Source organism: Kribbella sp. NPDC051587, assembly GCF_044453945.1.
GTDB lineage: Bacteria > Actinomycetota > Actinomycetes > Propionibacteriales > Kribbellaceae > Kribbella.
Genome location: NZ_JBITDE010000009.1, coordinates 227,452 through 249,855, shown reverse-complemented (window position 1 = coordinate 249,855; position 22,404 = coordinate 227,452). Strand labels below are relative to the sequence as shown.

Annotated in this window: 23 protein-coding genes; 13 read left to right on the top strand and 10 right to left on the bottom strand. The window is 65.7% G+C overall.

The window, feature by feature from the left end; all coding sequences use genetic code 11:
- Window positions 1-29 precede the first annotated feature (29 nt).
- From ACIA49_RS29185 to ACIA49_RS29160, 6 genes are all read left to right on the top strand, one after another.
- Window positions 30-1,181: an L-histidine N(alpha)-methyltransferase gene (locus tag ACIA49_RS29185; RefSeq protein ID WP_396380733.1), complete on the top strand. Its 1,152-nt coding sequence runs from the start codon at window positions 30-32 to the stop codon at window positions 1,179-1,181.
- Window positions 1,178-1,750, top strand: a complete 573-nt coding sequence (locus ACIA49_RS29180; protein WP_396380732.1) for a hypothetical protein — start codon at window positions 1,178-1,180, stop codon at window positions 1,748-1,750. The genes ACIA49_RS29185 and ACIA49_RS29180 overlap by 4 nt, the downstream gene beginning before the upstream one ends.
- Before the next feature lie 127 nt (window positions 1,751-1,877).
- A complete protein-coding gene (locus tag ACIA49_RS29175; RefSeq protein WP_396380730.1) occupies window positions 1,878-3,890 on the top strand; it encodes a hypothetical protein in 2,013 nt (670 codons plus the stop codon).
- 66 nt (window positions 3,891-3,956) lie between these two features.
- The gene (locus ACIA49_RS29170) at window positions 3,957-5,216 is read left to right on the top strand and encodes an extracellular solute-binding protein (RefSeq protein WP_396380728.1); all 1,260 of its coding nucleotides are present in this window, start codon (window positions 3,957-3,959) and stop codon (window positions 5,214-5,216) included.
- Window positions 5,213-6,145, top strand: coding sequence for a carbohydrate ABC transporter permease (locus ACIA49_RS29165; RefSeq protein WP_396380727.1), 933 nt, complete (start codon window positions 5,213-5,215; stop codon window positions 6,143-6,145). The genes ACIA49_RS29170 and ACIA49_RS29165 overlap by 4 nt, the downstream gene beginning before the upstream one ends.
- Window positions 6,145-7,023, top strand: a complete 879-nt coding sequence (locus ACIA49_RS29160) for a carbohydrate ABC transporter permease (protein WP_396380725.1) — start codon at window positions 6,145-6,147, stop codon at window positions 7,021-7,023. The genes ACIA49_RS29165 and ACIA49_RS29160 overlap by 1 nt, the downstream gene beginning before the upstream one ends.
- A gap of 522 nt (window positions 7,024-7,545) precedes the next feature.
- On the opposite strand, the gene ACIA49_RS29155 is transcribed toward ACIA49_RS29160, so the two are convergent.
- The 5 genes from ACIA49_RS29155 to ACIA49_RS29135 form a co-directional block, all read right to left on the bottom strand.
- On the bottom strand, window positions 7,546-8,682 hold the full coding sequence (locus ACIA49_RS29155) for a methyltransferase domain-containing protein (RefSeq protein ID WP_396380723.1): 1,137 nt from the start codon (window positions 8,680-8,682) through the stop codon (window positions 7,546-7,548).
- Window positions 8,679-9,620 (bottom strand): ATP-grasp ribosomal peptide maturase, encoded by a 942-nt coding sequence (gene tgmB, locus ACIA49_RS29150; RefSeq protein ID WP_396380722.1) that lies wholly within the window; start codon window positions 9,618-9,620, stop codon window positions 8,679-8,681. The genes ACIA49_RS29155 and tgmB overlap by 4 nt, the downstream gene beginning before the upstream one ends.
- Before the next feature lie 2 nt (window positions 9,621-9,622).
- Window positions 9,623-9,895: a putative ATP-grasp-modified RiPP gene (gene tgmA / locus ACIA49_RS29145; RefSeq protein WP_396380720.1), complete on the bottom strand. Its 273-nt coding sequence runs from the start codon at window positions 9,893-9,895 to the stop codon at window positions 9,623-9,625.
- 675 nt (window positions 9,896-10,570) lie between these two features.
- Window positions 10,571-10,747 carry a hypothetical protein gene (locus ACIA49_RS29140; protein ID WP_396380719.1) on the bottom strand — a complete coding sequence of 59 codons (177 nt, stop codon included), beginning with the start codon at window positions 10,745-10,747 and terminating at the stop codon, window positions 10,571-10,573.
- Between the two features lie 31 nt (window positions 10,748-10,778).
- The gene (locus ACIA49_RS29135) at window positions 10,779-10,916 is read right to left on the bottom strand and encodes a hypothetical protein (protein ID WP_396380718.1); all 138 of its coding nucleotides are present in this window, start codon (window positions 10,914-10,916) and stop codon (window positions 10,779-10,781) included.
- Window positions 10,917-11,102: 186 nt separating this feature from the next.
- Here ACIA49_RS29135 and ACIA49_RS29130 point away from each other — a divergent pair, with 186 nt between their 5' ends.
- The 3 genes from ACIA49_RS29130 to ACIA49_RS29120 all read left to right on the top strand — a co-directional run bounded on the left by ACIA49_RS29130 (window position 11,103) and on the right by ACIA49_RS29120 (window position 14,327).
- On the top strand, window positions 11,103-12,245 hold the full coding sequence (locus ACIA49_RS29130; protein ID WP_396380716.1) for a hypothetical protein: 1,143 nt from the start codon (window positions 11,103-11,105) through the stop codon (window positions 12,243-12,245).
- Window positions 12,246-12,323: 78 nt separating this feature from the next.
- Complete coding sequence (locus ACIA49_RS29125) at window positions 12,324-13,193, top strand: inositol monophosphatase family protein (RefSeq protein ID WP_396380714.1); 870 nt, start codon at window positions 12,324-12,326, stop codon at window positions 13,191-13,193.
- 579 nt (window positions 13,194-13,772) lie between these two features.
- Window positions 13,773-14,327, top strand: a complete 555-nt coding sequence (locus ACIA49_RS29120) for a DinB family protein (RefSeq protein ID WP_396380713.1) — start codon at window positions 13,773-13,775, stop codon at window positions 14,325-14,327.
- A 341-nt stretch (window positions 14,328-14,668) separates the two neighbouring features.
- Here the strand turns inward: ACIA49_RS29120 and ACIA49_RS29115 are convergent, their stop codons facing one another.
- Window positions 14,669-15,091, bottom strand: coding sequence for a nucleoside deaminase (locus tag ACIA49_RS29115; protein ID WP_396380712.1), 423 nt, complete (start codon window positions 15,089-15,091; stop codon window positions 14,669-14,671).
- Window positions 15,088-15,927: a TIGR03619 family F420-dependent LLM class oxidoreductase gene (locus ACIA49_RS29110; protein WP_396380710.1), complete on the bottom strand. Its 840-nt coding sequence runs from the start codon at window positions 15,925-15,927 to the stop codon at window positions 15,088-15,090. Before ACIA49_RS29110 ends, ACIA49_RS29115 begins: the two co-directional genes overlap by 4 nt.
- A gap of 93 nt (window positions 15,928-16,020) precedes the next feature.
- Here ACIA49_RS29110 and ACIA49_RS29105 point away from each other — a divergent pair, with 93 nt between their 5' ends.
- Window positions 16,021-16,467: an Lrp/AsnC family transcriptional regulator gene (locus ACIA49_RS29105; protein WP_396380708.1), complete on the top strand. Its 447-nt coding sequence runs from the start codon at window positions 16,021-16,023 to the stop codon at window positions 16,465-16,467.
- On the opposite strand, the gene ACIA49_RS29100 is transcribed toward ACIA49_RS29105, so the two are convergent.
- A complete protein-coding gene (locus ACIA49_RS29100) occupies window positions 16,464-17,429 on the bottom strand; it encodes an LLM class flavin-dependent oxidoreductase (RefSeq protein ID WP_396380706.1) in 966 nt (321 codons plus the stop codon). The genes ACIA49_RS29105 and ACIA49_RS29100 overlap by 4 nt on opposite strands.
- Before the next feature lie 117 nt (window positions 17,430-17,546).
- Here ACIA49_RS29100 and ACIA49_RS29095 point away from each other — a divergent pair, with 117 nt between their 5' ends.
- From ACIA49_RS29095 to ACIA49_RS29085, 3 genes are all read left to right on the top strand, one after another.
- Window positions 17,547-18,665 carry a mandelate racemase/muconate lactonizing enzyme family protein gene (locus ACIA49_RS29095; RefSeq protein WP_396380704.1) on the top strand — a complete coding sequence of 373 codons (1,119 nt, stop codon included), beginning with the start codon at window positions 17,547-17,549 and terminating at the stop codon, window positions 18,663-18,665.
- A gap of 8 nt (window positions 18,666-18,673) precedes the next feature.
- Window positions 18,674-19,624 (top strand): dihydrodipicolinate synthase family protein, encoded by a 951-nt coding sequence (locus ACIA49_RS29090; RefSeq protein WP_396380702.1) that lies wholly within the window; start codon window positions 18,674-18,676, stop codon window positions 19,622-19,624.
- 167 nt (window positions 19,625-19,791) lie between these two features.
- On the top strand, window positions 19,792-21,015 hold the full coding sequence (locus ACIA49_RS29085; RefSeq protein WP_396380700.1) for a hypothetical protein: 1,224 nt from the start codon (window positions 19,792-19,794) through the stop codon (window positions 21,013-21,015).
- Here the strand turns inward: ACIA49_RS29085 and ACIA49_RS29080 are convergent.
- A complete protein-coding gene (locus tag ACIA49_RS29080) occupies window positions 21,012-22,004 on the bottom strand; it encodes an alcohol dehydrogenase catalytic domain-containing protein (RefSeq protein WP_396380698.1) in 993 nt (330 codons plus the stop codon). The two genes, ACIA49_RS29085 and ACIA49_RS29080, sit on opposite strands and share 4 nt — an antisense overlap.
- Before the next feature lie 4 nt (window positions 22,005-22,008).
- On the bottom strand, window positions 22,009-22,389 hold the full coding sequence (locus ACIA49_RS29075; RefSeq protein WP_396380697.1) for a VOC family protein: 381 nt from the start codon (window positions 22,387-22,389) through the stop codon (window positions 22,009-22,011).
- Window positions 22,390-22,404: the final 15 nt, after the last annotated feature.

Here is a 22,404-nt window from a genome sequence, read left to right as displayed (position 1 = left end):
ACCACCTCACCGTGGGAGGGGTCCGAGACGTGACAGAGCCGGTACACGTGGTCCGGAGGCTGGAGAAGGCGCTGGCCGACGACGACTTCTCGTGGACGTTCGTGCTGGTCGGGGAGGACCAGACCGACAAGCTCGCCACATTGACCGGTGACCTGCGCGGTCCGGTCTCGGAGACCGGCGACGGCAAACAGATCACCTCGGGCTTCTCGTACTGGGGCATCGGCCCGACGATTGCCTGGGCGAACGCGACCAATGACCCGTTCTACCTGGTGATGAAGGCCGGCAGCGAGTCGTTCCAGCGGCACTGGCGCAAGGTCAAACCGCATGTGGACAAGGGCGGGTTCCACTTCGTCAGCCTGGGCATCGGCACCGGGGTGAAGGACCGGACCATCCTGGAGGACCTGCGCCGGCGCAGCCCGGACATGTTCTACGTGCCGGTCGACATGAGCTCGGAGATGCTCCGGCTCGGGGCGCAGGAGTCGGTCCGCAGCGGCCACTTCCCGATCTCGCAGGTGCTCCCGGTCCAGATCGACTTCTCGATCCGGGACAACATGTCCGAGCTGGCCCAGATGCTCAACCGGCTGGTCGGCGACGAGCCGCTGCTCTACAGCCTGACCGGGAACACGCTGGCCAACTTCGACGACGACGAAGACCTCCTGCAGCTGATCACCGACGCACTGCGGCCGCAGGACCGGCTGCTGCTCGAGGTGGCCACCACGATCCAACTGGACGACCAGACCGCCAAGGCGGCCGCCGACGAGTACCACCAGACCAGGGCCTTCGCGGAGTTCGTCACCAGCGCCCTGCGCTACAACACCGATCTGAAGATCGACAACGAGCGGGTCAAGTTCGTCGGTGAGATCGAGGACGACGACGCGCTGCTGGTGAAGGTGCTCTGGCAGAACGACACCCGGGAGCCGATCCGGATGGGCCTGCCGGACCACACCGAGGTGGTGCTGCCGATCGGCGACACGATCCGCCTCTACACGACCCGGAAGTACTCGACCGCCCGACTCAAGCGGCTCACCACCGCCTGCAAGCTGACCCCGGTCGAGGCGATCCAGTCCCAGTTCCGCTACATGCGCCGCCCGAACCCGTTCGGCCTCGAACTGCTCCTGCTGGCACCGGAGTCCTCCGGCGAGCGCGACCACACCCTGGCCGACGACATCTGGGCGCGATGAGCCGCTGGGCCGCACACCGCCGTACGGTCGTCGCGGCGATCAGCTACGGCCTGCTCGGCCTGGCGTTCGTACTAGGCGTCATCTGGTTCTTCTGGCCGGACAACTCCCGCTGGGAGCCCGCGGTGAACTCGCTAACCCTGGTCGCGGGTCTCACCGGCATCTTCGTCGAACGACTCACGGCCGAGGCAGAACGCCGTACCGAGGTGCTGCGGGCAGTCACGGACGAGCTGCAGGAGAACACCCGGCTGCTGAACGACGCCCGGTTCTCCCCGCAGGCACCGACCACCCGGCAGATCTACCCGCGGCTCGTGGTGTCGGCGGTCGACGCAGCCCTTGTCTCTGGCGCTCTCGGGCTGCACCGTGACTCTGAGCTGGTCAGTCTCCTGCACCGCTGGCGCGACACCGTGCACCTGTTCAACCGCCGGCTCGACCTGACCGAGATCAGCACCTTTTCCGCGACCACCTCGGCGGACGAGCTGGCCGCGTTCCATCGCGCGCTGCATCGCAAGGACAGTTTCTTCACCGGCACCCGCGAGCAATTGGAAGCCCTGGTCGCGAAACTGCGCTAACGGGCAGGCCCGAAACCGGAGCGCACTCTGCCACAAGCGGCAATTCAGGCCGAACCGTTGACTTAGCCATGCCCTCCGGCGCTTACTTTCGGACAGGACCGTAAATACGGAACCCCGGAGGCATCCCTTGCGCCCATTCCGCCCGCTGCTGGCCGCCGTCCTCGCTGCTGCTCTCGTGATCGCCCCGACTGCCCCCACGACGGCCGCAGGCCCGCCGTACGCGGCTGCTGTGTCTCTGGGCGTCCCGCTGTCCGACGTCCTGCTGATCGGTGGCACCGTCGCGCCCGGCCCGGGCGGCAAGACCGCGATCTGGAACGTCTCCACGGGCGGTCCGGCGTATCTGAACGCCATCGACCCGGTGAACGGCAACAGCCTGCTCTCAACGCCGCTCCCAGGCGCCGAAGGCAGCTACGCGGTGGCCGCGACTCCGACCGGCACGATCTACGTCGGTACCTACAACAACGGCCACCTGTACCGGCTGCGCCCTGGCGCGACCACTGTCGAGGACCTCGGCCGACCGATCGCCACCGAGACCTTCGTCTGGCGGATCACCACCGACGAGCAGGGCAACGTGTACGGCGGCACCTACCCCAACGGCAAGGTCTTCCGGTACGACGACAAGACCGGCGCGATCCGCGACTACGGCCGGGTCCTCGCGGACCAGACGTACGTGAAGAGCATCGGCTACGCGAACGGCAAGGTGTACACGGGCTCTCTTCCCGATGCCCGCTTCACCGAGCTCGACACCACCACCGGCGCGATCACCGAACTGCCCCCGCCACCCAACCTCGGCGACCCGAAGGGCAAGTCGGTCTACGACCTCAACGTCCGCGGCGGCCGCGTCTACGTCCGCGTCGGTACGGCGTTCCCCGGGCCGATGTACGTCTGGGACATCGCGTCGCGTGCCTGGGTCGACGAGATCCCGACCGCGCACGGCCTGGACATCTCCCCGCTCGACCCGGACGGGAAGCTGTACATGATCCAGGCCGGCGAGCTGAAGAAGTACGACCCGGCCACCAAGACCCTGACCGGGACCGGTCTGACCTTCACCGGCCGGATCCAGAACGCGCGCGCCATCGGGTTCGCCGACCTCGGGCTGCCCGACTACCCGGGCACCAGCGTGGTCGGCACGCTGTGGCGCGGCGAGGAATTCCGCTACAACCCGCAGACCGGCAAGTCGGAGATCTTCCAGACGCAGGTCCGCCGCGAGCCGATCGAGATCCTGTCGGTCTCCGGCGGCGCCAAGACCGTCTACACCGGCGGCTACCTCAACGGCGGCATCTCGCTCACCGACCCGAAGACGGGCAAGACCACCTTCAACCGCTTCTCGCAGACCGAGGCGACCCTCGAGGCCTCCGACGGCAAGGTCTGGATCGGCACCTACCCCGAGGCCCGGCTGTACTCCTACGATCCCCGGCTGACGTGGAACAGCAGTGAGTACTCACCAGGCCCACCCGGTACGCCGGAGAACCCGGTGCTCGCGGTGAACCTGAAGCCCCAGGTGCAGATGCGGGCCCGCGCGCTGGTCGAGGTGAACGGCCAGATCGCGGTCGGCACGGTCCCCGACGGCGATCGCCTGGGAGGTGCGCTGGCCTTCTACGATCCACGGTCCGGCGTCACGACGACGTACCGGAATGTCGTACAGGACGAGAGCGTGTTCGGTCTGACCGCTCGTCAAGGAATCGTCTACGGCGGTACGTCGATCACCGGCGGACTGGGCACGACCAAGCCGACCCGCGAGTCCGGCACGGTGTTCGCGTGGGACGTCGCGGGGAAGCGCAAGCTCTGGGAGACCGTGCCGGTGGCCAAGGCCGCGACCGTGTCGTCGGTGACGTTCGGGCCGGACGGGACGCTGTGGGGCGTGGCGGGGAAAACCGTGTTCGCGTTGGACCCGCGGTATGGGACAGTTCTGAAGTCCTATGTCCTGGGGACGACCACCCAGACCGGGGACATCGTCGCGACCCGGGACGGGGTGTACGTCAGCATCGACCTGAACAAGATCTACCGGATCGCGCCGGGCCGGTGGCAGACCCCGCAGCTCTACCTCGAGCACCCGCACAAGCGGCTCGCCGTCCAGGGTGGTCAGCGGCTGGTCTTCAGCAACGGACCCGAACTGTTCCGAGTCGATATCAAACGTTGACAGCAGAAATTCGTTCCCATTACTTTCGGTCCTGACCGTTATTAGGTCACTACCCAGGGGGTTGTGATGAAATCCACCGTCCGCCGTATCGCGGCGCCGCTCACCGCACTCGTCCTCGCCGCCGCGCTCAGCTCGTGCGGCGGTGGCGACGACACGAACTCCGCCGGCAAGAAGACCGTCACCCTCTGGATGTACCCGGTGATCGCCGACCAGGCCGCCAGTGACACCTACTGGAAGAAGGTCGAGACCGACTTCGAGGCGGCCAACTCGGGCATCGACCTCAACATCGAGGCGCAGCCCTGGGACAAGCGCGACGAGAAGCTCGCCACCGCGTTCGCCGGTGGCAAGGGCCCGGACGTCGTCCTGCTGATCCCGGACCAGCTCCCGCAGTACGTGAAGAACGGCTCGCTCGAGCCGGTCGACGACGTGGTCACGCCGGACAAGGACAAGTTCCTGCCGAACGCGATCCCCGGCCTCACCGTCGAGGGCAAGGTGTACGGCGCGCCGATCTACCACACGGTCACCACGACGATCTACAACAAGACCGTGCTGACCAAGGCCGGCATCGCCAAGCCGCCGGCCACCTGGGACGAGATCAAGGCGGCCGCGCCGAAGCTGAAGGCGGCCGGGTTCACCACGCTGGACTACTCGGCCTCGACCGAGTCGACGCTGAACCTGAGCTTCTACCCGCTGCTCTGGCAGGCCGGCGGCAAGGTCTTCGCCGACGACGGCAAGTCGGTCACCTTCGACCAGGCCCCGGGCCTGGAGGCATTGACCTTCCTGAAGACGCTGTGGGACGACGGCGCAATCCCGAAGACCGCACTGAACAACGGCAACGCGATCGAGAACCAGCCGATCGGCAAGGGCACGGTCGCGATGGGCTTCACCGCCACCCCGGCCAACGCCGCCACCGCCGCCAAGGGCTGGGGCGACGCGAACATCGAGGTCGGCGCCCCGCTGACCGGTGCGAAGCAGGTCGGCTACGGCATCCCCGGTGGGCTGTCCGTCAACGCCGGCTCGAAGAACGTGGACGAGGCCAAGAAGTTCCTCTCGTTCATGATCCAGCCGCCGCAGCTGCAGGCGCTGAGCAAGGCGACCGGCTACTTCACCCCGCGCACCGACGCGAAGGTCGAGGTGACCGACCCGCTGACACTGAAGTTCGGCCCAGCCCTGCAGTACGCCTTCCCCGGTGAGCCCAACCCGGCCGCCCGCCAGATCATGTCGCTGCTGAGCGTCGAGATCCAGGCCGTGCTGACCGGCAAGAAGACACCCCAGCAGGCGCTCGGCGACGCTGCCAAGCAGGCCAACGACCTTCTGAAGCGATGACCCAGGTCGGCGTCGGCCAGAACTCCCCCGTCCGCCGCCCGCGTCCCGCGCCGCTCAGGGGGCGGCACGGTCCGCGGCGGCGGGCGTGGGTCGGACTGGTGTTCGTGGCGCCGATGCTGGCGCTCTTCCTCGCCTTCCGCTTCCTGCCCGCGGTCGGCGCCGTCTGGCTGTCGCTGACCGACTACCGGCTCAGCGGCCGCTGGAAGTTCATTGCCTTCGACAACTACACCCGGCTGCTGCAGGACGACCTGTTCCACCAGAGCCTGGTCGTCACGCTCACCTACACGGTGATCTTCGTTCCGTTGACCGTGCTGCTGTCCCTCGGTACGGCGCTGTTGCTGCAGCAGGTGGTCTGGCAACGCGGGTTCTTCCGCGGCGTGTTCTTCCTGCCGTACGTGACGAGCATCGTCCTTGCCGCCGTGATCTGGAAATGGATCTACGACGTGCAGGACGGGCTGCTGAACGCCGTACTGGGACTGGTCTCGATCGGCCCGATCGACTTCCTCGGCTCGGACAACACCGTGCTCGCGTCGATCGCGGTCACCTCGGCCTGGAAGGGCTTCGGGTACTCGATGCTGATCCTGCTCGCGGGTCTGCAGGCAGTGCCGAAGTCGTACCTGGAGGCCGCGATGATCGACGGCGCCTCGGCCTGGCAGCGGTTCCGCTACATCACGGTGCCGCAGATCCGGCCGGTGCTGTTCTTCGTGCTGGTGATCGAGACGATCAGCGCCTTCCAGGTCTTCGACGCGATGTACGTGATGACCGGTGGCGGCCCGGTCCGGGCCAGCTACTCGCTCGTCTACTTCCTGTACGACAGCGGTTTCAAGTTCTTCGACTTCGGCTACGCGAGCGCGATCGGCATCGTGCTGTTCTTCATCGTGCTGATCATCTCGCTCGTCCAACGCCGCCTCGTCGGGAGGGACGACTGATGGTGAACCTCCTCGACCGACCATCCACCCGCCGTACGGCGTCCTCATCCCCGCCGCACCGGTCTTCCCGGCCGGTCGCCCGACTGACCTTGCCGACACTGCTCGCACTGACCGCGATCATCACCGTCGTACCGTTCGTGGCCATGGTCCTGGTCGCCTTCGCACCACCAAGCGGCAACACCTTCCCGGACGCCTTCTACCCGTCCCGCTGGACCTTCGACAACTTCACCCGCGTGCTGTCCAGCTCCGACATCCCACGCTGGACCGTCAACTCGCTGCTGTACTCCCTGGTCTCAGTCGTCTTCGTCCTGCTGTTCGCCGCGATGGCCGGCTATGCCTTCGCCAAGAAGCGTTTCCCCGGCCGCGAACTGATGTTCTGGGCCTTCATCGCCACCCTCATGGTCCCCTTCCAGGCGACCCTGATCCCGTCGTACATCCTCGTCTCGCGCCTCGACTGGGTCGACAGCTACTGGGGCCTGATCGTCCCCACCCTCGCCAACTCCCAAGCCGTCTTCCTCCTCCGCCAGTTCATCGGCCAACTCCCCGACGAACTCTTCGAAGCCGCCGAAATCGACGGCGCCCCCGAATGGAAGATCTTCACCCTCATCGTGATGCCCCTGATCCGCCCAGCCCTGGCCACCCTGGGAATCTTCGTCTTCCTGTGGCACTGGAACGACTTCCTCTGGCCCCTGGTGATCGGCCAGTCCGCCCACATGCAAACCCTGACCGTAGGCCTGGCCACCCTCCAAACCCAGTCAGTCCCCATCAACCAAATCATGGCCGGCGCCACCATCACGGTAGTCCCCAGCCTCCTGGTCTTCGGCCTGCTGCAGCGCTACCTAACCGACAGCATCACCATGAGCGGTCTGAAGGGATAGTTTTCCCAACGCGTGCTACGCAGTCGCTCCTCCGTCGCGCCCGCTACGCCCGCTGCCCGCCCACCCTGAGCTCTCCTCGGGGCTACCGCCCCCGACCTGTGCGCTACCGCACACACTTTCCGGGCTACCGCCCGACCTCCCCCGCGCCTTCGGCGCCCACCCACGCCGTCGCGCGCTTATCGCGCGACCGACCCCTCCCGGCGTACTGGCAAGCCGCGGGCAACGCAGCCGTTCTCGCGCCAACCAGCCGAACTCGTACCTGCGAACAACGGATTAGAAGTTCAGCTCTACCTTCTGCGGCCCGCTGCCACCGGAGCCCCGCCCAGTTTCGCCGGACACGCCTCCGTCTGGGGGGAGCGTCCAGTGACGCCGGTAGGTCGTCCGCCGCTCCGCCCAACTGGTCTCGGCTTGTCCGACGCTTCGCGGCCAGCGTTCCGATCACCGCCGGAGGAGCCGCCGGCCGGAGCGGGCCAGGGCTCAATCCTCCACCCTTCTCAAGTCGATGAGGGCTAGCTGAACACCTCACCGGCCCCTGCGTGGCGGAAGGTCGATGGTTGCCTTCCCGGACTTATCGACCCTGATGAGCCAGGTCGAAATCCCCGGCCGTCCGGCTCCTTCCCAAGCCGAGTACGCACGCTCCACTGGCGACCACAGATCCTCGAGACCGCCGTAATGGACGCTGTCTTCGGTCACGTAAGCCCAAGACTCGGCACGAGGGCCGTTGAGCGATGCTGTTCCGCTGCTTGCGAACCACCGGATCTCAGGCGCCTGCCGCCAGAGGTAGAGTCCGAAGTCGCCGGTCTCCAGCACAGAGGCAGGTACCTTGGTGGGTCGCGTCTCCATCGCGTTTGCCCGCGTCCGGTGCTCGTCGTCGGTGAACTCAGGCGTCGTGTCGCCCGCGTGAGCAAACTCTGGTGTCCGCCGAGCGCCCATGAAGTACCCGCGCGCTGGCATCAGAGCGCCGACGGCCCCAGAGCCGTCACGTCCGATCGCGACTTTGGCCCAAGCGCCCATCGAGCTGTTCGCGGGCGATCGTAGGTCGGTGAGGATCACCGCACCTGGTTTGCCCCAGCGCAGCCATTCGGCCGGGATGTCGTCTACCGAGTGAGTGGCAAGGATCCTGTCGTAAGTGCCGTCCTGTGGCTCGAATGACGGGTGGTAGTCCAGGCTGGCGAGTCGTTCTCGGGCTAGGTCGACCAGTTCCTCGTCGATGTCGAGGGTCGTTACTGCGTCGTCCCCTAGTAGGTGGCAAAGAATCGCGGCGTTGTATCCGGTCCCTGTTCCGATCTCAAGGACTTTCATGCCGGGCCGGATTCCGAGTTCCTCGATCATGTCGGCCATCACTGTCGGCATTGAGGACGACGAGGTGTAGGTCTCGGAGCTGGGCTGCCCCTCGATGGGTTTGAGCTGGGTGACCAGTGCGGTGTTTGAGTAGACCGTGGTCAGCCAGTCGGGGTGCGACTCGTCCACGATGCCGGTCACGGAATCCCAGCCGTCAGCGTTGGTCTCGGTGCGGTAGTACGTGGGTACGAACAAGTGCCGGGGTATGGCCGCGAACGCCTGAAAGAGTGCGTCGTTGCGCAGGCAAGCCGCGCGTCGGACCTCGCTGGCCATCGCGTCTGCGAGCGATGGCCAGTCGTCGATGGTGGGTTGATTCACTTCATCTCCAGTAGGTCGGCGACGGCCGACGTCATTGGTAGTCCGGTTTCCTGTTCAAGCCAGTGCCACTGTCCACCGGTGTTGCACTCGTACCAGGCCCAGCGCCCGTTCTCCTGGATGCCGAAGTCGAAGGCGCCGAACACCAGACCGAAATGGTCCAAGTAGCGCCGACAGCCTTCGACGACCTTGCGCGGCGTATCTACGACCGTGTAGGTCACAAGATCGTAGTCACGGCGCCAGTCCAGGTGTGGTGAGGCAACACGCACACTGAACACCTTGTCGCCGATCACGGTGGTGCGTACGTCCGCGGTCTTCTGAACTGTCGCCTGGAACAGGTGCAGGGTGCTCCCGATCCCGTCGTCCATCTCGTCAGGGTCGACCTGTCCTACCCAGATGAACGACGGAGCTCCATTCGGGGCGGGCAGGTCGCTGGCATAGAGCGGCTTGTAGACAACCGATCCTTGAGCCTTCGCGAAGGCCCTCGCCTCGTCCAGGCTGTTGGTGACCAGGGTCGGGGGCACCTCAAGCCCGACACTGACCGCGGCACTCAACTGCGCTGGCTTGAAGTCGGCTGCCAGCGACCGCCACATGTGATTGACCCACCGAGCCTCAATGCTGGCCAACAGACCGCCCATGCCGTGCCGCGCCTGGTCTGCAGCAAAGCGGGCGTCATTGTCGCTCAGTGCCGCCGGTGCCTTGTAAGACGAGGGACGACGGTAGTAGACAGACCGAACCGAACCGAGATCCACTTCCCTGCTGGAAGTAGTCACGCAACTCGGCTGTCCATCGGCATAGTGCGCGCTGACCTCCACCTGGCCAGTAAGTACACCCGCCGGATCCAGCCGGACGACGGGAACTCCCCGGGCGTTCAGCTCGTGGATCACGGCGTCTGAGGTTGGATCGTCGATTCCCGTCAGGATCAGGACCGGCGTGTCCATCATCAGTCCGGCACGTAGGTGGTTACGTTGGCGTCGTCCGGCGGGTTGCCGTGCTGCCCGTCCTTACCGCCGGTGGGACTGCTCGTCGTGATGGGCCTGCTGGTGCCATGCTTCGGACCGGCCTGAATCGTGTGTCCGCTCGCATCGCGATAGATCGTGATCTGGGTGTCGGCGTCGATCTCCATCGATGACGGCACCGGCTCTACGGTGGTCCCGGTGAACGCCGTAACCCTGGTCATGCCCCACGGCCTAGCTGTTGTGTCAGTTGTTGTCATGATCGATCCTCTCCGTAGTCCTTCATTTCGGGAACGGCCGGCGGTGGACTTCCCGACGCCAGCTGAACCAGGTGGAAATGTCGCCTCTGAGGTCTGCGCGTCACTTTTCGCGGAAACCTTGACACCGATCTCGGCTAGGCGCTCATGCGGAATGGCACTGCCGACGAACCACGGTTGGCGGCCGATAACGATTAATTGTTTGGGGTGTGGCCAGCGCATGCCCGGCGCCTCGCGACGCCAGTAGACCCGGCACACCACGATCGATCCATCCGGCCAAGACGGAACAGTTACATCGAACCCGTTCTCACCTGCGAGCGTGTTCCAGATCCATCCGGACTCTTCCGGAGGATCGCCGATCTCGTGGGTCTCGGAGTCAAGAGCGAGTCAGCCCACGTGTACGTATTGCCAGCCAACGGCGCTCTCACCGATGTGCCTCAAGCCATATGACACGTTCAATTCCTCATGGTCGGTTGAGACCGGCCGGACGGTGCTCGCCAAGGCGCAATCGCCCGCAACCAGCCGGCCAGCCTTACAGAGGACCGTCAGGCCCCCTCATGTCAATCCGCGCCAGCCGGACTTCGGTGCTCTGCGAGCCCTCCACAGGGGAGAGAAAGGCTCGGACAAGCTGGACCATCGATGGTGATCGGTCCTTGCGGCTGCCCGCCACGGGCGGATCTATGTGTCTTGCGGTATGACTCGCTCAGTACGTATCTCGCGATTGGCAAGGCCCGCGATTCTCAGCTGCAAGACGTTGTAGTACTGCTCAGCCAGTTCGGCCGGCGCGACGTGCTCTTCGATCAGGTGCTTGCCGAGCCACAACTGAACTTTCCATTCGACCGGCTCCTCACTCATCGATCCGAGCCGGAAGCGGCTCGTTGGCGACTCACAAACTCTGGAAGCGACGCTGCATCGCACCTGCGTAGCGGTCAGCAAGAGCCTGTTCGTTGATGAACTCGGCAATCGGGTGCTCACCAAACCAGAGCCTTACTCGATGCCTCTGGGGCACCACATCCGCGGTCATGGGCTTCCTCCCCTGCAAGACGACTGCTCACTCCATGCAACCACCGTGGCACCCGCTGTAGCCCCCTGACACCTGGCAGACGGAGCGATTACAGACCGATTCGTGGGCATGCCCCGCCCACTTGCCCATCCAGATGGGTAGAGTTGACAAACAGAGCCGCCTGAAGTTGAAAGGTCAGCCAGTTCCATGAGTCCGTCGAGGTCGTCGCAAGCGTCCGCGCAAAGCCCGCAGAAGCGCGGTCGGGAGCTTGCGTCTCAAGGCAAAAAGCTGTGGGCTGAGAAAGGATCAGTCAAGGGCGCAGCGCTGGAACTGATGGCGCAGTACCCCGAGGTCCCCAGTCTGCAGGCATACCGCTATGCCGCTGGACTGTCGCAGGATCAAGCGGCGGCGCGCTACAACGAGGTGGCCGGGCATCAGACGAGTCTTGGTGGGACATCGATTAACGCATGGGAGTCCTGGTCTCGGCAGCGCGGCCATGGATCACCGCCGTCCATTTCCAGTCTGTTGATACTGTCCTCCGCTTACGGCAGAGGTCCGATGGGAGTGACGGACGAGGACATCACGCCGGCAGACCTTATCGCTGAGTCATACGAACGACTTCCGATTGAGGATCAGCTCGCACTCAAGTCCTACAAGAAGACATCAGAATCACTCGATCCGGAGACTCGCCTGTCGGCCACGAAGGGGCAAAAAGGCAGTTCGTCCGCTCAGATCTTGAACTATGCTCAGGTCGGCAGTGAATTCATTCTCACAGCTCCCACCGTCGAATACGGGAACTCTGAGCTCGATGTCGTGACCCTCCCGAACCCCAATCCTAGCCGCTTACTCGATCTGACGTGGGCGACTTTCGGCTACGGCGTAGAACGCCTCTCGCGCCAGATCAAGAACCTCGGTAAACGGCTAGATGTTGATGCCTGCTTTGGGATCAACGAGGCCGGATTGGTCATGGCCACATTCCTCTCCTCGTCAAGGTTTTCGCGCTGCCCTATCGGATACCTGAGATGCAACAAGGTCCGAGATGGGATCGAGTTGGATGCTGCGTCACACTTCCCTGCAACCAATGACGCGCCAACCATCGTCATCTGTGACTTTGAGGTCAAGCATGCTGATGTGATTGGCTACATCGCACGCGAGCTGCGGGCCCGCTACCCGAAGGCGGAGCTCTACTTCGCGGTATTCGGGGCAATGACGAAGGGATCGACTCTGGAAGTAGAGAGTTTCGACGATCTGACCGGTGCCCAGATCATGCGCGCCGCGGACTTCGAAGCAGTCTTCATTGCGGCAACAATGAGTCCGCCAGGAATAGAACCTCCGCTAGAGCTAAGATAATTAAGACGAAGGTGAGCAAACGTGTCTATGAGTGAAATTCCGGAGCTGGCACGAGACGTTGTCAGCATGGTTCGCTCTATGCTCGATGATCTGCGTCCCAAGCTCTTAAGTGCAGCCCTCACGGGCAGCCGCGCCGAGAACGAGAATAATCGCCACGAGGACAATTTTCTGTCCGACTACGACCTTCTGATGCATGATCTGTACAAGCAGCGATTCGCCGAATTAGTGCCGTCCTTTATCTACGCCTCCGAAGAGTCGGATCCTCAGGTGATCGGCTCTGATCAGGAGCCGGATCTGTGTGTCCTAGTGGATCCCCTGGATACCAGCGAACTCGCCGTGCGCGCACTGCAAGGCTATACGCACATTATGGTCTACTCGCTATCCTTGAGACGGCCCATCATCTCGGTCATCGGTGACATCTTCCACCACGTTCAGCTGTATGTAGCTGCTCTCGGGGATGACGGTGCCGATCGCGCCTTCGCGGTCACAAGGGCTGACGAATGGCACGCGCTGACGCGTCGCCCGAGCGTCCCGCTCTCAGAGGCGCTAGTGACCAACTATCTGATGCGCCCAGAGGAGAGGTTCCTGCCTCTCGCTCGGCAAGAAGACTTCTTCAAGGCGCTGGGCGAAGAAGGCCCAGAAGGCAAGCGCAAGGGCCGGATCGGAGTCGGCCACGGTTCTGTCTGCCTGTGCCACGTCGCCGCAGGATTTACCGATGCCACGATCGAAATCCAGAAGGGGTTCGCGGCGTGGGACTTCCTGCCAGGACACTACGTCTTGCATGCGGCAGGTGGCACAGCCATCGATCTCGAGGGCGCGCCGATCGACCTCGACTACGGGTTCAACAGTTTGAGCGAGATCACTGAGGCCATGGAACGTAAGCAGATGTTCGTCGCGACGAGCGAACCTGCCCTCGCCGAAGAGATCCGCAAAACCTTCACTTTCTAGACCCACATCGCATTCCGGGGCCACCGAGCGGCACTACGCTCAGGCCCACGACGCAAGAAACGCCCCCAGCTGGCCAGGATGCTGGCGTTGTCTCTATGCGACGAGAGGCCCGACGAACTCGCCACCGTTGAGGTTGGCAACGATCTTGCCGACGCCCGTGTACAGGCGTACTGAGATCCATGACTGTGAGGTGCGCTGGTTCTTGGCGATCTCCCGCTACGCGCCGCCCGGTCTTCGCTCGGAGTTTCTGCTCCCGTCTCAGCAGATCGGGCCGCGCGAGGACTAGGGCCCCCAGGCTGTGAATGTTCAAGTAGCTGTGTACGTCGTTGTCCAGATGTCTCGGAAAATGCTCGGCAACTCGGCCCCCGACCAGCCGTACTCGTCGACCTCGGCAAGAAGGTACGAGTCGTCGGTGTAGGAATCTATGATCTCGCCCGGCCGATAGGCCTAATAGGTAAGGTACGCGAAGGCGTGCTCCTCGCAGCTGAGGGTGTGCTTGATGAACCATCCACGGCTGGACTTCACCGGTGAGTTGGTTCCGGACGCACATCGTCCGGAACGTCGTTTAGCGTCGTTTCCATGGACAACACCGATGTCGCTCTGACCGGGCCGCCGGTCGCTGGATCCGAGGCCGATACCTTGCTCGGGGCGCTGGAGCGTAACCGTCGTACTTTCGCCTGGAAATGCAGCGGCCTGGACGCCGCGGGACTGCAGCGTCGGCACCCACCGTCGACGGTCACGCTCGGAGGGCTTCTGAAGCACCTCGCCCTGGTCGAGGACGAGTACTTCACCCATCGCTTGCACAACCGTGAACTCGGAGCGCCATGGGACACCGTCGACTGGGACGCCACCCCGGACTGGGAGTGGCAAAGTGCCGCGGACGACTCACCCGAGCAACTACTCGACCTGTGGAGCGCATCCGTTGACCGGTCCCGGGCCGCAGTCGCCGAAGCGCTTGCCCGAGGCGGCATCGACCAACTCGCCCGGTGGAAGAGCACCGACGGCAGGTCGCCGAGCCTGCGCTACATCCTCGTTGACCTGATCGAGGAGTACGCCCGCCACACCGGCCACGCCGATCTGATCAGAGAATCCATCGACGGCCTCACCGGCGAGGGAGAACCTCAGCCTTCCTAACGCCCTGCAGAACTGCACAAGGACAGGACGTATAGACACAGCACAGTCGGTCGTCACGCTCACCGGACCTGGCTCCGGCACCAGATCGGGCGACACCTCCTGTCCTACGGCAGATCATCCCAAGCAGGTTCCACGTCACCACGGCTGCTCCTTCGCGTGACCACCGAGGACGGGACCACAGAAGACCGCGCCGAAGGCGCCAAGAGAACAGTCGCCGCCGCAGGCGGTGTCCGCTCAGGTGACACCACCTGTCCCACGGCAGAGCATCCCGGCCAGCATCCGTGTCACCAAGGCTGCTTCTGAACGTGACCACCGAGGACGGGACCACCGGAGAGGCGGGGTCAGTTGTAGTAGCCGTCGATGGGGACGCGGGCCTCGTCGTACAGGGAGGGGCCGGATTGGGGGACGGCGGGGAAGCTGCCGGTGGTCTTCAGACCGTTGAGCTGGTCGCCCGACAACGCGTAGACGACGTTGCCTAGGCCGGAGCGGGCTAGGGCGCCGGTGCACATTTCGCAGGGTTGGCAGCTGGTGTACATGGTGGTGGCGGCTGCGACGTCAGCCTTCAGTTCGCGGGCGGCCCAGACGGCGAGCTTCAGTTCGGGGTGGTGGCTGATGTCGGCGTCGGTGATCGTGGTGTTCTGGGCTTCGGCGAGGACTTGGCCGTCGGGGCCTACGAGGAGGGAGCCGAAGGGTGGGTTGCCGGCTTCGCGGGCGGCGGCGGCCAGGGCGATGGCTCGGCGGAGGTGGGTTTCAGTGGAGGTCATTTGTTCAGCTCCTGCTTCAGGGTGGCCAGGTCTCGCCAGGCGGTTTCGGGGTGTTCGGTTTCGGCGGGGTCGCCTTGGAACGGATCCAGTACGACGCTCTCAGCGCCGAGCTCACGCAGTACGTCGAAATCGGCGCGCACCTGGTCGATCGAGCCCTCACCGGCAACCCGGGTCTCATCAGGTAGCGGCCCGGCGGTGAGGCGGAGCAGGATCCGCGGGGCGAAGGCGGGGACCGGCCGGCCTTCGGTGTCGGCGATCTCGCGGAGACGGGTTGTTGCCGCGCGCAACCAATCGGTGCGCTCGCGGAGCGGGTGCCAGGCGTCGCCGAGCAGGACGGTACGCCGCATGGCCGCCGTACTGCGGCCGCCGACCCACAACGGGATTCGGCCGGTGCCGTAGTCGGCCTCGTTCGCCCAGGCCGTTCGCAACGTGGTCAGTAGGTCGTCGGTGGCGTGGCCGCGGTCAGCGTGCGAGGAGCCGAGCGCCTCGAACTCCTGCTTGGCCCAGCCCGCGCCGACACCGAGGACCAGGCGGCCGCCGCTGAGCTGGTTGAGGTTCGCGGCCATTCGCGCGACGAGTAGCGGATGGCGGTAGCCCGCGATCAGGACCGTTGTGCCGAGCCGGACGCGAGAGGTGATGCCCGCCAGCCAGCTCAGGGTGGTGAACGGCTCGTAGAACGGCGCCGGGTACTGCGCGGCGACGTCGGGAGTGATCACGACATGGTCGGAGACCATCAGCAGGTCGTAGCCGAGGCCCTCGACCAGCTGGGCCCAGTCGCGCAGCCGCGCCGGGTTGGTTCCGGGACCGAAATTGGGGACGTTGACGCCGATTTCCACGCCCTCAGGCTATCCAGGCGAACGGTGCAGGTTGAAGAGATTTCTCCCGGCAGAAGCCACTGGAGACCGGGGAATCAACGGTAGATTGCCATCATGACCGAGACTCTCGACGTGATCGACTGGGCCCTGCTGGCCGAGCTCCAGGCCGACGCCCGGCTGTCGCTCAGCGAACTCGGCCGGCGGGTCAACCTGAGCGCCTCGGCCACCACCGAGCGGGTACGGCGGTTGGAGTCGCTCGGGGTCGTCACGGGCTACCGGGCCGAGGTGGATCTGGCGAAGGTCGGCTATCCCGTGCTCGCCGTGGTCCGGCTGAAGTACCCCGGCAACAAGCACGAACCGCTCAAGCGCCTGATGGCCGAGCGCGGCGAGATCCTCGAGTGCCTGCGGACGACCGGCGACGACTGCTACACGCTGAAGGTCGCAGCGACCTCGATGCCGCACCTCGAAGAGCTCGTCAACGAGCTCACCGAGTTCGGCAGCACCACGACCAACCTCGTGTACTCCCAGACCCAGCCCTACCGTGGGCCACGGAAGCCCTAGGTCAGCTCGCCGAAGGCCTCGATCGCGCGGAGCGCGTCGGCCTGCGACATCCCCGGCGGCTGGATGCGGAGGATGATCCCGTCCGCGCCCATCTCCTCGTAGTGCGCGATCCGCTCGGCGCACTCGGCCGACGAGCCGATCACGCTGCGATCGACGATGTCGTCCCAGCCCTGCGTGTAGCGGCTGGCGTCGGCGGAGGTCCGCTTCCAGCCGGTGTAGGCGTCGTACAGGTCGCGCAGCGGCTCTTCCAACGCCTTGCGCGCGTCCTGCGAGGTCGGGGCCGCGTAGCCCTCCCGGCACAGGATGACCTCAGCCCCGAGCGTGCCTTCGCCCCGCGGGTAGCCCAGGTATTCGGCGATCTTGTCCGTGAGCACCTCGTCCGGCTGGTTGAACGACGTCGTCCAGCCGTCGCACATCCGCGCGGTCCGTTCCAGTACGGCGGACACCTGGCCGCCGTTCCACAACCGGGGCCGCGGCGATTGCACCGGCCGCGGCGACAGGTAGGCGTCCTGGATGCTGGTGAACCGGCCCTCGTACGTCACCGTCTCCTCGGTCCACAACCGCGTGACGATCTCGAGGCACTCCTCGAACCGCGCGACCCGCTCGCGCTGGGTCACGCCGTACAGGGCGAACTCCTCCGGGCGGTACCCGAGCACGAAGCCGGCCGTCACCCGCCCGCCGGACAGCACGTCCAGATGTGCGAGCGTCTCAGCCAGTACGACGGGCTGGTACAGCGGCGCCACGATGCCTGCCGTGGCGATCCCGATCCGCGAGGTGTGCGCCGCGAGCCAGGTGAGCGAGGTGAGAATCTCGTGGTACCCGGGCCGGTGCAGATGCCGCTCACCGAGCACCACCCACTCGAACCCGGCCTGCTCGGCCAGCCGCGCCTGCTCGACCGCATCAGCCAGTTGCGGCCGTTCGCCATCGGTGCCGTACAGGTTGAGATACAGACCCAGCCGCATCGGGGTGCCACCTTCCGTTGACAGAGAGCACTCGGGGTATTTACGGTCTTGACCGTAAGTCCTTTTGTGTCGGAATGCGACCCCTAACCGCCTGAAGGTGTCCCTAAGGAGCCGACCTTGACTGTTCTATCGCATCCGGTCGGCGTTCCAGCCGGCCCGGGAACCGCCCCGATCAGCGCGATCCGGACCCGCGTCGTGAGCGCGCCGTACCGGCGTCCGTTCCAGATCAGCAGTGGCGTCAGTACGGATCTGATCAGCCTGGTGGTGGAGATCCATACGGCCGACGGCGTGGTCGGGATCGGCGAGACGTCACCCATGACGGCGTACACCGGGGAGACCCTGGCCGGTGTCACCGCCGCGATCGAGGAGCACCTCGCACCGGCTCTGATCGGCCGCGACCCACTCGACCGGGCCGGTGCGCATGTGGTGATGGACGGCGTCCTGCGCGGCCAGAACGTGGCCAAGTCCGGTCTAGACATCGCCCTGTACGACCTGGCCGGCCGTCTGAGCGGCTGGCCGGTGCATGCGCTGCTTGGCGGCAGCATCCGGACCCGGGTGCAGACCGCCTGGGTGGTGGGGCTCGGCACACTCGACGAGATGGCTGCTGAGGCGGCTGAGTACTCAGCACGCGGTTTCTCGCACCTGAAGCTCAAGGGCGGCCATGACCCCGCCAAGGACCTCGAACTGGTCCGTGCGGTCCGTGCGGCCATCCCGGCCGACACAGAGGTCTGCCTGGACGCCAACGAAGGGTACGACGCCACCACCGCGCTGCCGTACCTGGCCAAGATGACTGCGGCCGGTCTGAGCCTGCTGGAGCAGCCACTGCCCCGCTGGGACCTGGCTGGCATGGTGCGCCTGCGTGAGCGGCTCGACGTCCGTCTGATGGCCGACGAGAGCATGCACTCGCTCCACGATGCCTTGGAGATCGTACGGCGCGGTGCGGCCGACGTACTGAACATCAAGATCCTCAAGGTCGGCGGACTGCACCGTGCGCTGCAGATCGCGAACTTGGCCGAGGCCGCGGGTCTCGCGGTGAAGATAGGCTCGATGCCGGAGCTGGGCGTCGCCACTCTGGCCGCGGTCCACCTGGCGGCCGCCGTACCGGGTGCAACCGTCGCGGCCGACCTGGTCGGTCCACTGCTGGTTGAGGAAGACCCACTGGCTCCGAGTGTGTTTGCCGACTGCAAGGGCTGGATCGACGTACCCACCCGACCTGGCCTCGGCCACGACGTCTGAGAGGTCTCATGCACCCGCTCGTCGAACAACTCCGCGGCACTGTCCTCCCCGCGGTCTTCACGCCGATGGACAGCTCCGGTGTCATCGCGTACGACGCTCTGACCGCGTACGCCGGTGCTATCGCGGGCCAAGACATCGGTGGGGTCGCAGTGTGGGCCCACACCGGCCGCGGTCTGTACCTGAGCGCGGCGGACCGCTCCAAGGTGCTCGAGACCTGGCGGCAGGCCACTGCGGCTCCGATCGTGGCCGGAGTCGGCGTACCGAGGTCAGAGTCCCCGCAGAGCCTGGACGACGCCGCAGACCTGACCGTAGCGATGGCTCTGCAGGCTGCAGACGCCGGAGCGGACGCAGTGATGGTCTATCCGCTGGCTGGGCTCGCAGAGCTGTCAGACGGGCACGCACAGGCGGTAAAGCTGCATGAGCGGGTGGCTGTGGAGAGTGGGCTGCCACTGGTCGGGTTCTACCTGCATGGAGAGGCTGGCGGGTACCCGTACCCGCCAGAGCTCATCAGGGACCTGCTGAGCCTCGACGCGATGCTCGGGGTCAAGACAGCGACGCTGGACCGGGCAATCGGCACCCAGGACGCCATCTGGGCCGGACGGGACACGGGCAAGCTGCTCATCACCGGTGAGGACCGCATGTACGGGCCGTCGTTCATGTGGGGTGCAGACACCGCCCTGGTAGGGATTGCGTCAGCACAGGTCGAGCTGTCGGTCGCCGTACTGCGGGCTTGGAATGCTGGCGACCACAGTGCGTTCCTGACCGCGTCGGACCGGCTGGATCGCTTTGCCGCGGCCACGTTCTACGCACCGATCGAGGGCTACGTGCAGCGGATGATCTGGGCGGCAGTCTGGGAGGGCCTGATCCCGGAGGAGGCCGCGCACGACCCCTACGGCCCCTCGCTGCCTGCCGCTGAACGCGAACTGGTCATCACGACTCTGGAAGCACTGCAGAGCTGACAAGTGAGGTGGCGCGCTCCCTCCATCGCTCCACCACACCTCGTCCGCAGCCGACCACTCACCGGCGTACCGGCAATTATGGTCTTGACCGAAACTAAAAGACTCTGCTTCGATCGTCAAGAGGTCGACTGGCCCTGCATTACAGTGCGTGGCATGGGGGTGTGCTGATGGCGGTCGTGGTCGGCGTTGTCGGCCCGGAGGACGTCGTGCAGCGAGTGATCGCGACCGGTCCGCCGAGCGGTGCCACGTTGCTGCCGCTGTCCTACCGGCACGAGACCGAGACGGTCGAGCTGGTCGCGCAGTCCCAGGAGAAGGTCGACGCCCTGCTCTTCACCGGCGTCGTCCCGTACACGATCGCCACCGAGGCCGGCGCCGTCGGCCGCCCGGCCATGTATGTCTCGTACGACGGCGCGACCCTCCTGCGCGCGTTGGTCGAGTTGCTGCGGCTCGGCCACAACGTCACGCAGTTCTCGATCGACACCCTGCGGCGCAGTGAGGTCCTGGAGACGCTGATCGAGGCCAAGCTGCCGACCGACCAGATCCAGGTGCTCCCGTACCGGGCCGGCCTGACCTCCGACGACATCGTCACCTTCCACCGGAGCGCGCGCGACAAGCACGACACGAAGATCGCGATCAGCTGTCTCGGTTCGGCATTTCACCTGCTCGACAACGAGATGCCGTCAGTCCGCCTGGTTCCGTCGCGCTACTCGATCCGCTCGACCCTGCAGGCGCTCGTCCTCACCACCAGCGGGCAGCACGTCGGCGACGCCCAGGTCGCCCTCGGCATCGTCGAGCTCCCCGAACCCGACGACGCCCTGGCCGGTGACCTGATCACCCTCGGCGGCAGCCTCGCCTTGCTCCCCGACGGCCGCTACCTCGTCGTCACCACCCGCGGCCTGCTCGAGCAGGCGACCGAACAGTTCACCCGGATGCCACTGCTCGACCACCTCGCAGCCCGCCACAGCACGGCGTACGTCGGCTTCGGCATCGGCCGCACTGCCGCAGAAGCCGAAGCCCTGGCGCGACGCGCGGTCGGCCGCGCCGGTTCGATCGGCAGCGTGGCCGGCGTCGTGTCGATGTCCGACGACGTCGAGATCGTCATCGAACTCTCCGGCGACCAACCCGCCATCCCCCGCGGCGCCGAAAGCCTCCCCCTGCTGGCCCGTCGCGTAGGCCTCAACCCGGTCACCCTCTCGCGCATGCGCGAACTCACCGCCAAGAACCCCGACGGCCTCACCACCCAAGACGTCGCCGACCACCTGGCCGTCCAACTCCGCACCGCCCGACGCGTGTTGAAGCGCCTCGAACGCGCCGGCCTCGCCGATCCCATCGCCACCCAGCAACACGGCCGAACCGGCCGACCCCCAACCATCTACGCCATCCGCCTCTAAGGGGTGATGATGGTGACGCCGGCGGGGGTGCCGTTACTGAGGGCAGCAAGGGCCGCGGGGGTTTCGTCCAGGGTGATGGTGCGGGTGATGAGGGCCGCCGGGTTTAGGTTGCCTTGGGCAACCTGGGCGAGCATCTCGGGGTAGGCGTGGGCGGGCATGCCGTGACTGCCGAGCCATTGGAGTTCTTGGCCGATCAGCCGACTGACATCGAGCTGTACGCCGGATGGCAGTAGCCCGATCTGCACGTGTCGACCGCGCGGCCGCAGCACCCGCAACGCCTGCTGGACAAGGTCGTTCGAGCCGAGCGCATCAAAGGTGACATGAGCTCCGACGTCACCCACCTCGGAGGTCGTCTCCACTGCGCCGTACTGGCGGGCCAGCTCCAGCGCGGCCGGATTGGTGTCAACGGCAACCACTCGCGCTCCGGCCGCCGCCGCGATCATCACCGCCGACAACCCGACTCCACCACAGCCGAAGACGACCACGGTCTCGCCGGCCTCGACCTTCCCGACCTGCCGCACTGCCCGGTACGACGTCGCGAACCGGCAGCCGAGTCCGGCCGCCGTACCGAAGTCGAGCTCGTCCGGCAGCCGCACGAGATTGACCTGCGCATACGGAATCGCGACGTACTCCGCGAACGAGCCCCAGTAGTTGAACCCCGGCTGCAACTGATTCGGGCACACCTGCTGATTCCCACTGAGGCACTCGGCACACGATCCACAAGCGCAGATGAACGGCGTCGTCACCCGATCGCCGATCTGCCACCCCGAGACGCCGGCACCCACGGCCGCGATCGTCCCCGCCAACTCGTGCCCCGGCACATGCGGCAACACGATGTCGGAGTCATGCCCCATCCAGCCGTGCCAGTCACTCCGGCACAACCCGGTCGCCTCAACCTTCAGTACGACGGAACCCGCCGCCGCCTCCGGCTCCGCAACCTCCCGCACCTCGGGCACAACGCCGTACTCGGAAATCACCACAGCGCGCATGGCGTCACCCTACGCAGAACTCATTGCCTTCGGGGTCGAGCATCACGATGTGACCGAGCTGGTCGCCGTAGAAGTCCTCGCGCACCTGCGTCGCCCCCAGCTCCACCAGCGCGGCAGCCTTCGCCCGCATCCGTACGGCGGACTCCGGCGACCGCTCGCCGGGACCAGCGACGCGGATGTCGAGGTGCAGCCGGTTCTTGGCAGTCTTCGCCTCCGGTACCCGGAGGAACCCGATCGCCGGCCCGACCTCCGAAGGGTCGATGATCCCCGCGCCGTCCGGGCCGTCGAACCCGGGCTCGATCACGTAGTCGAGCGCAGCCGCCCAGAACCGCGCCAGCAGTTGCGGGTCGGCTGCGTCTCCACCGATCGTCCATTTCGTCGCCATACCGGCGACGGTAGT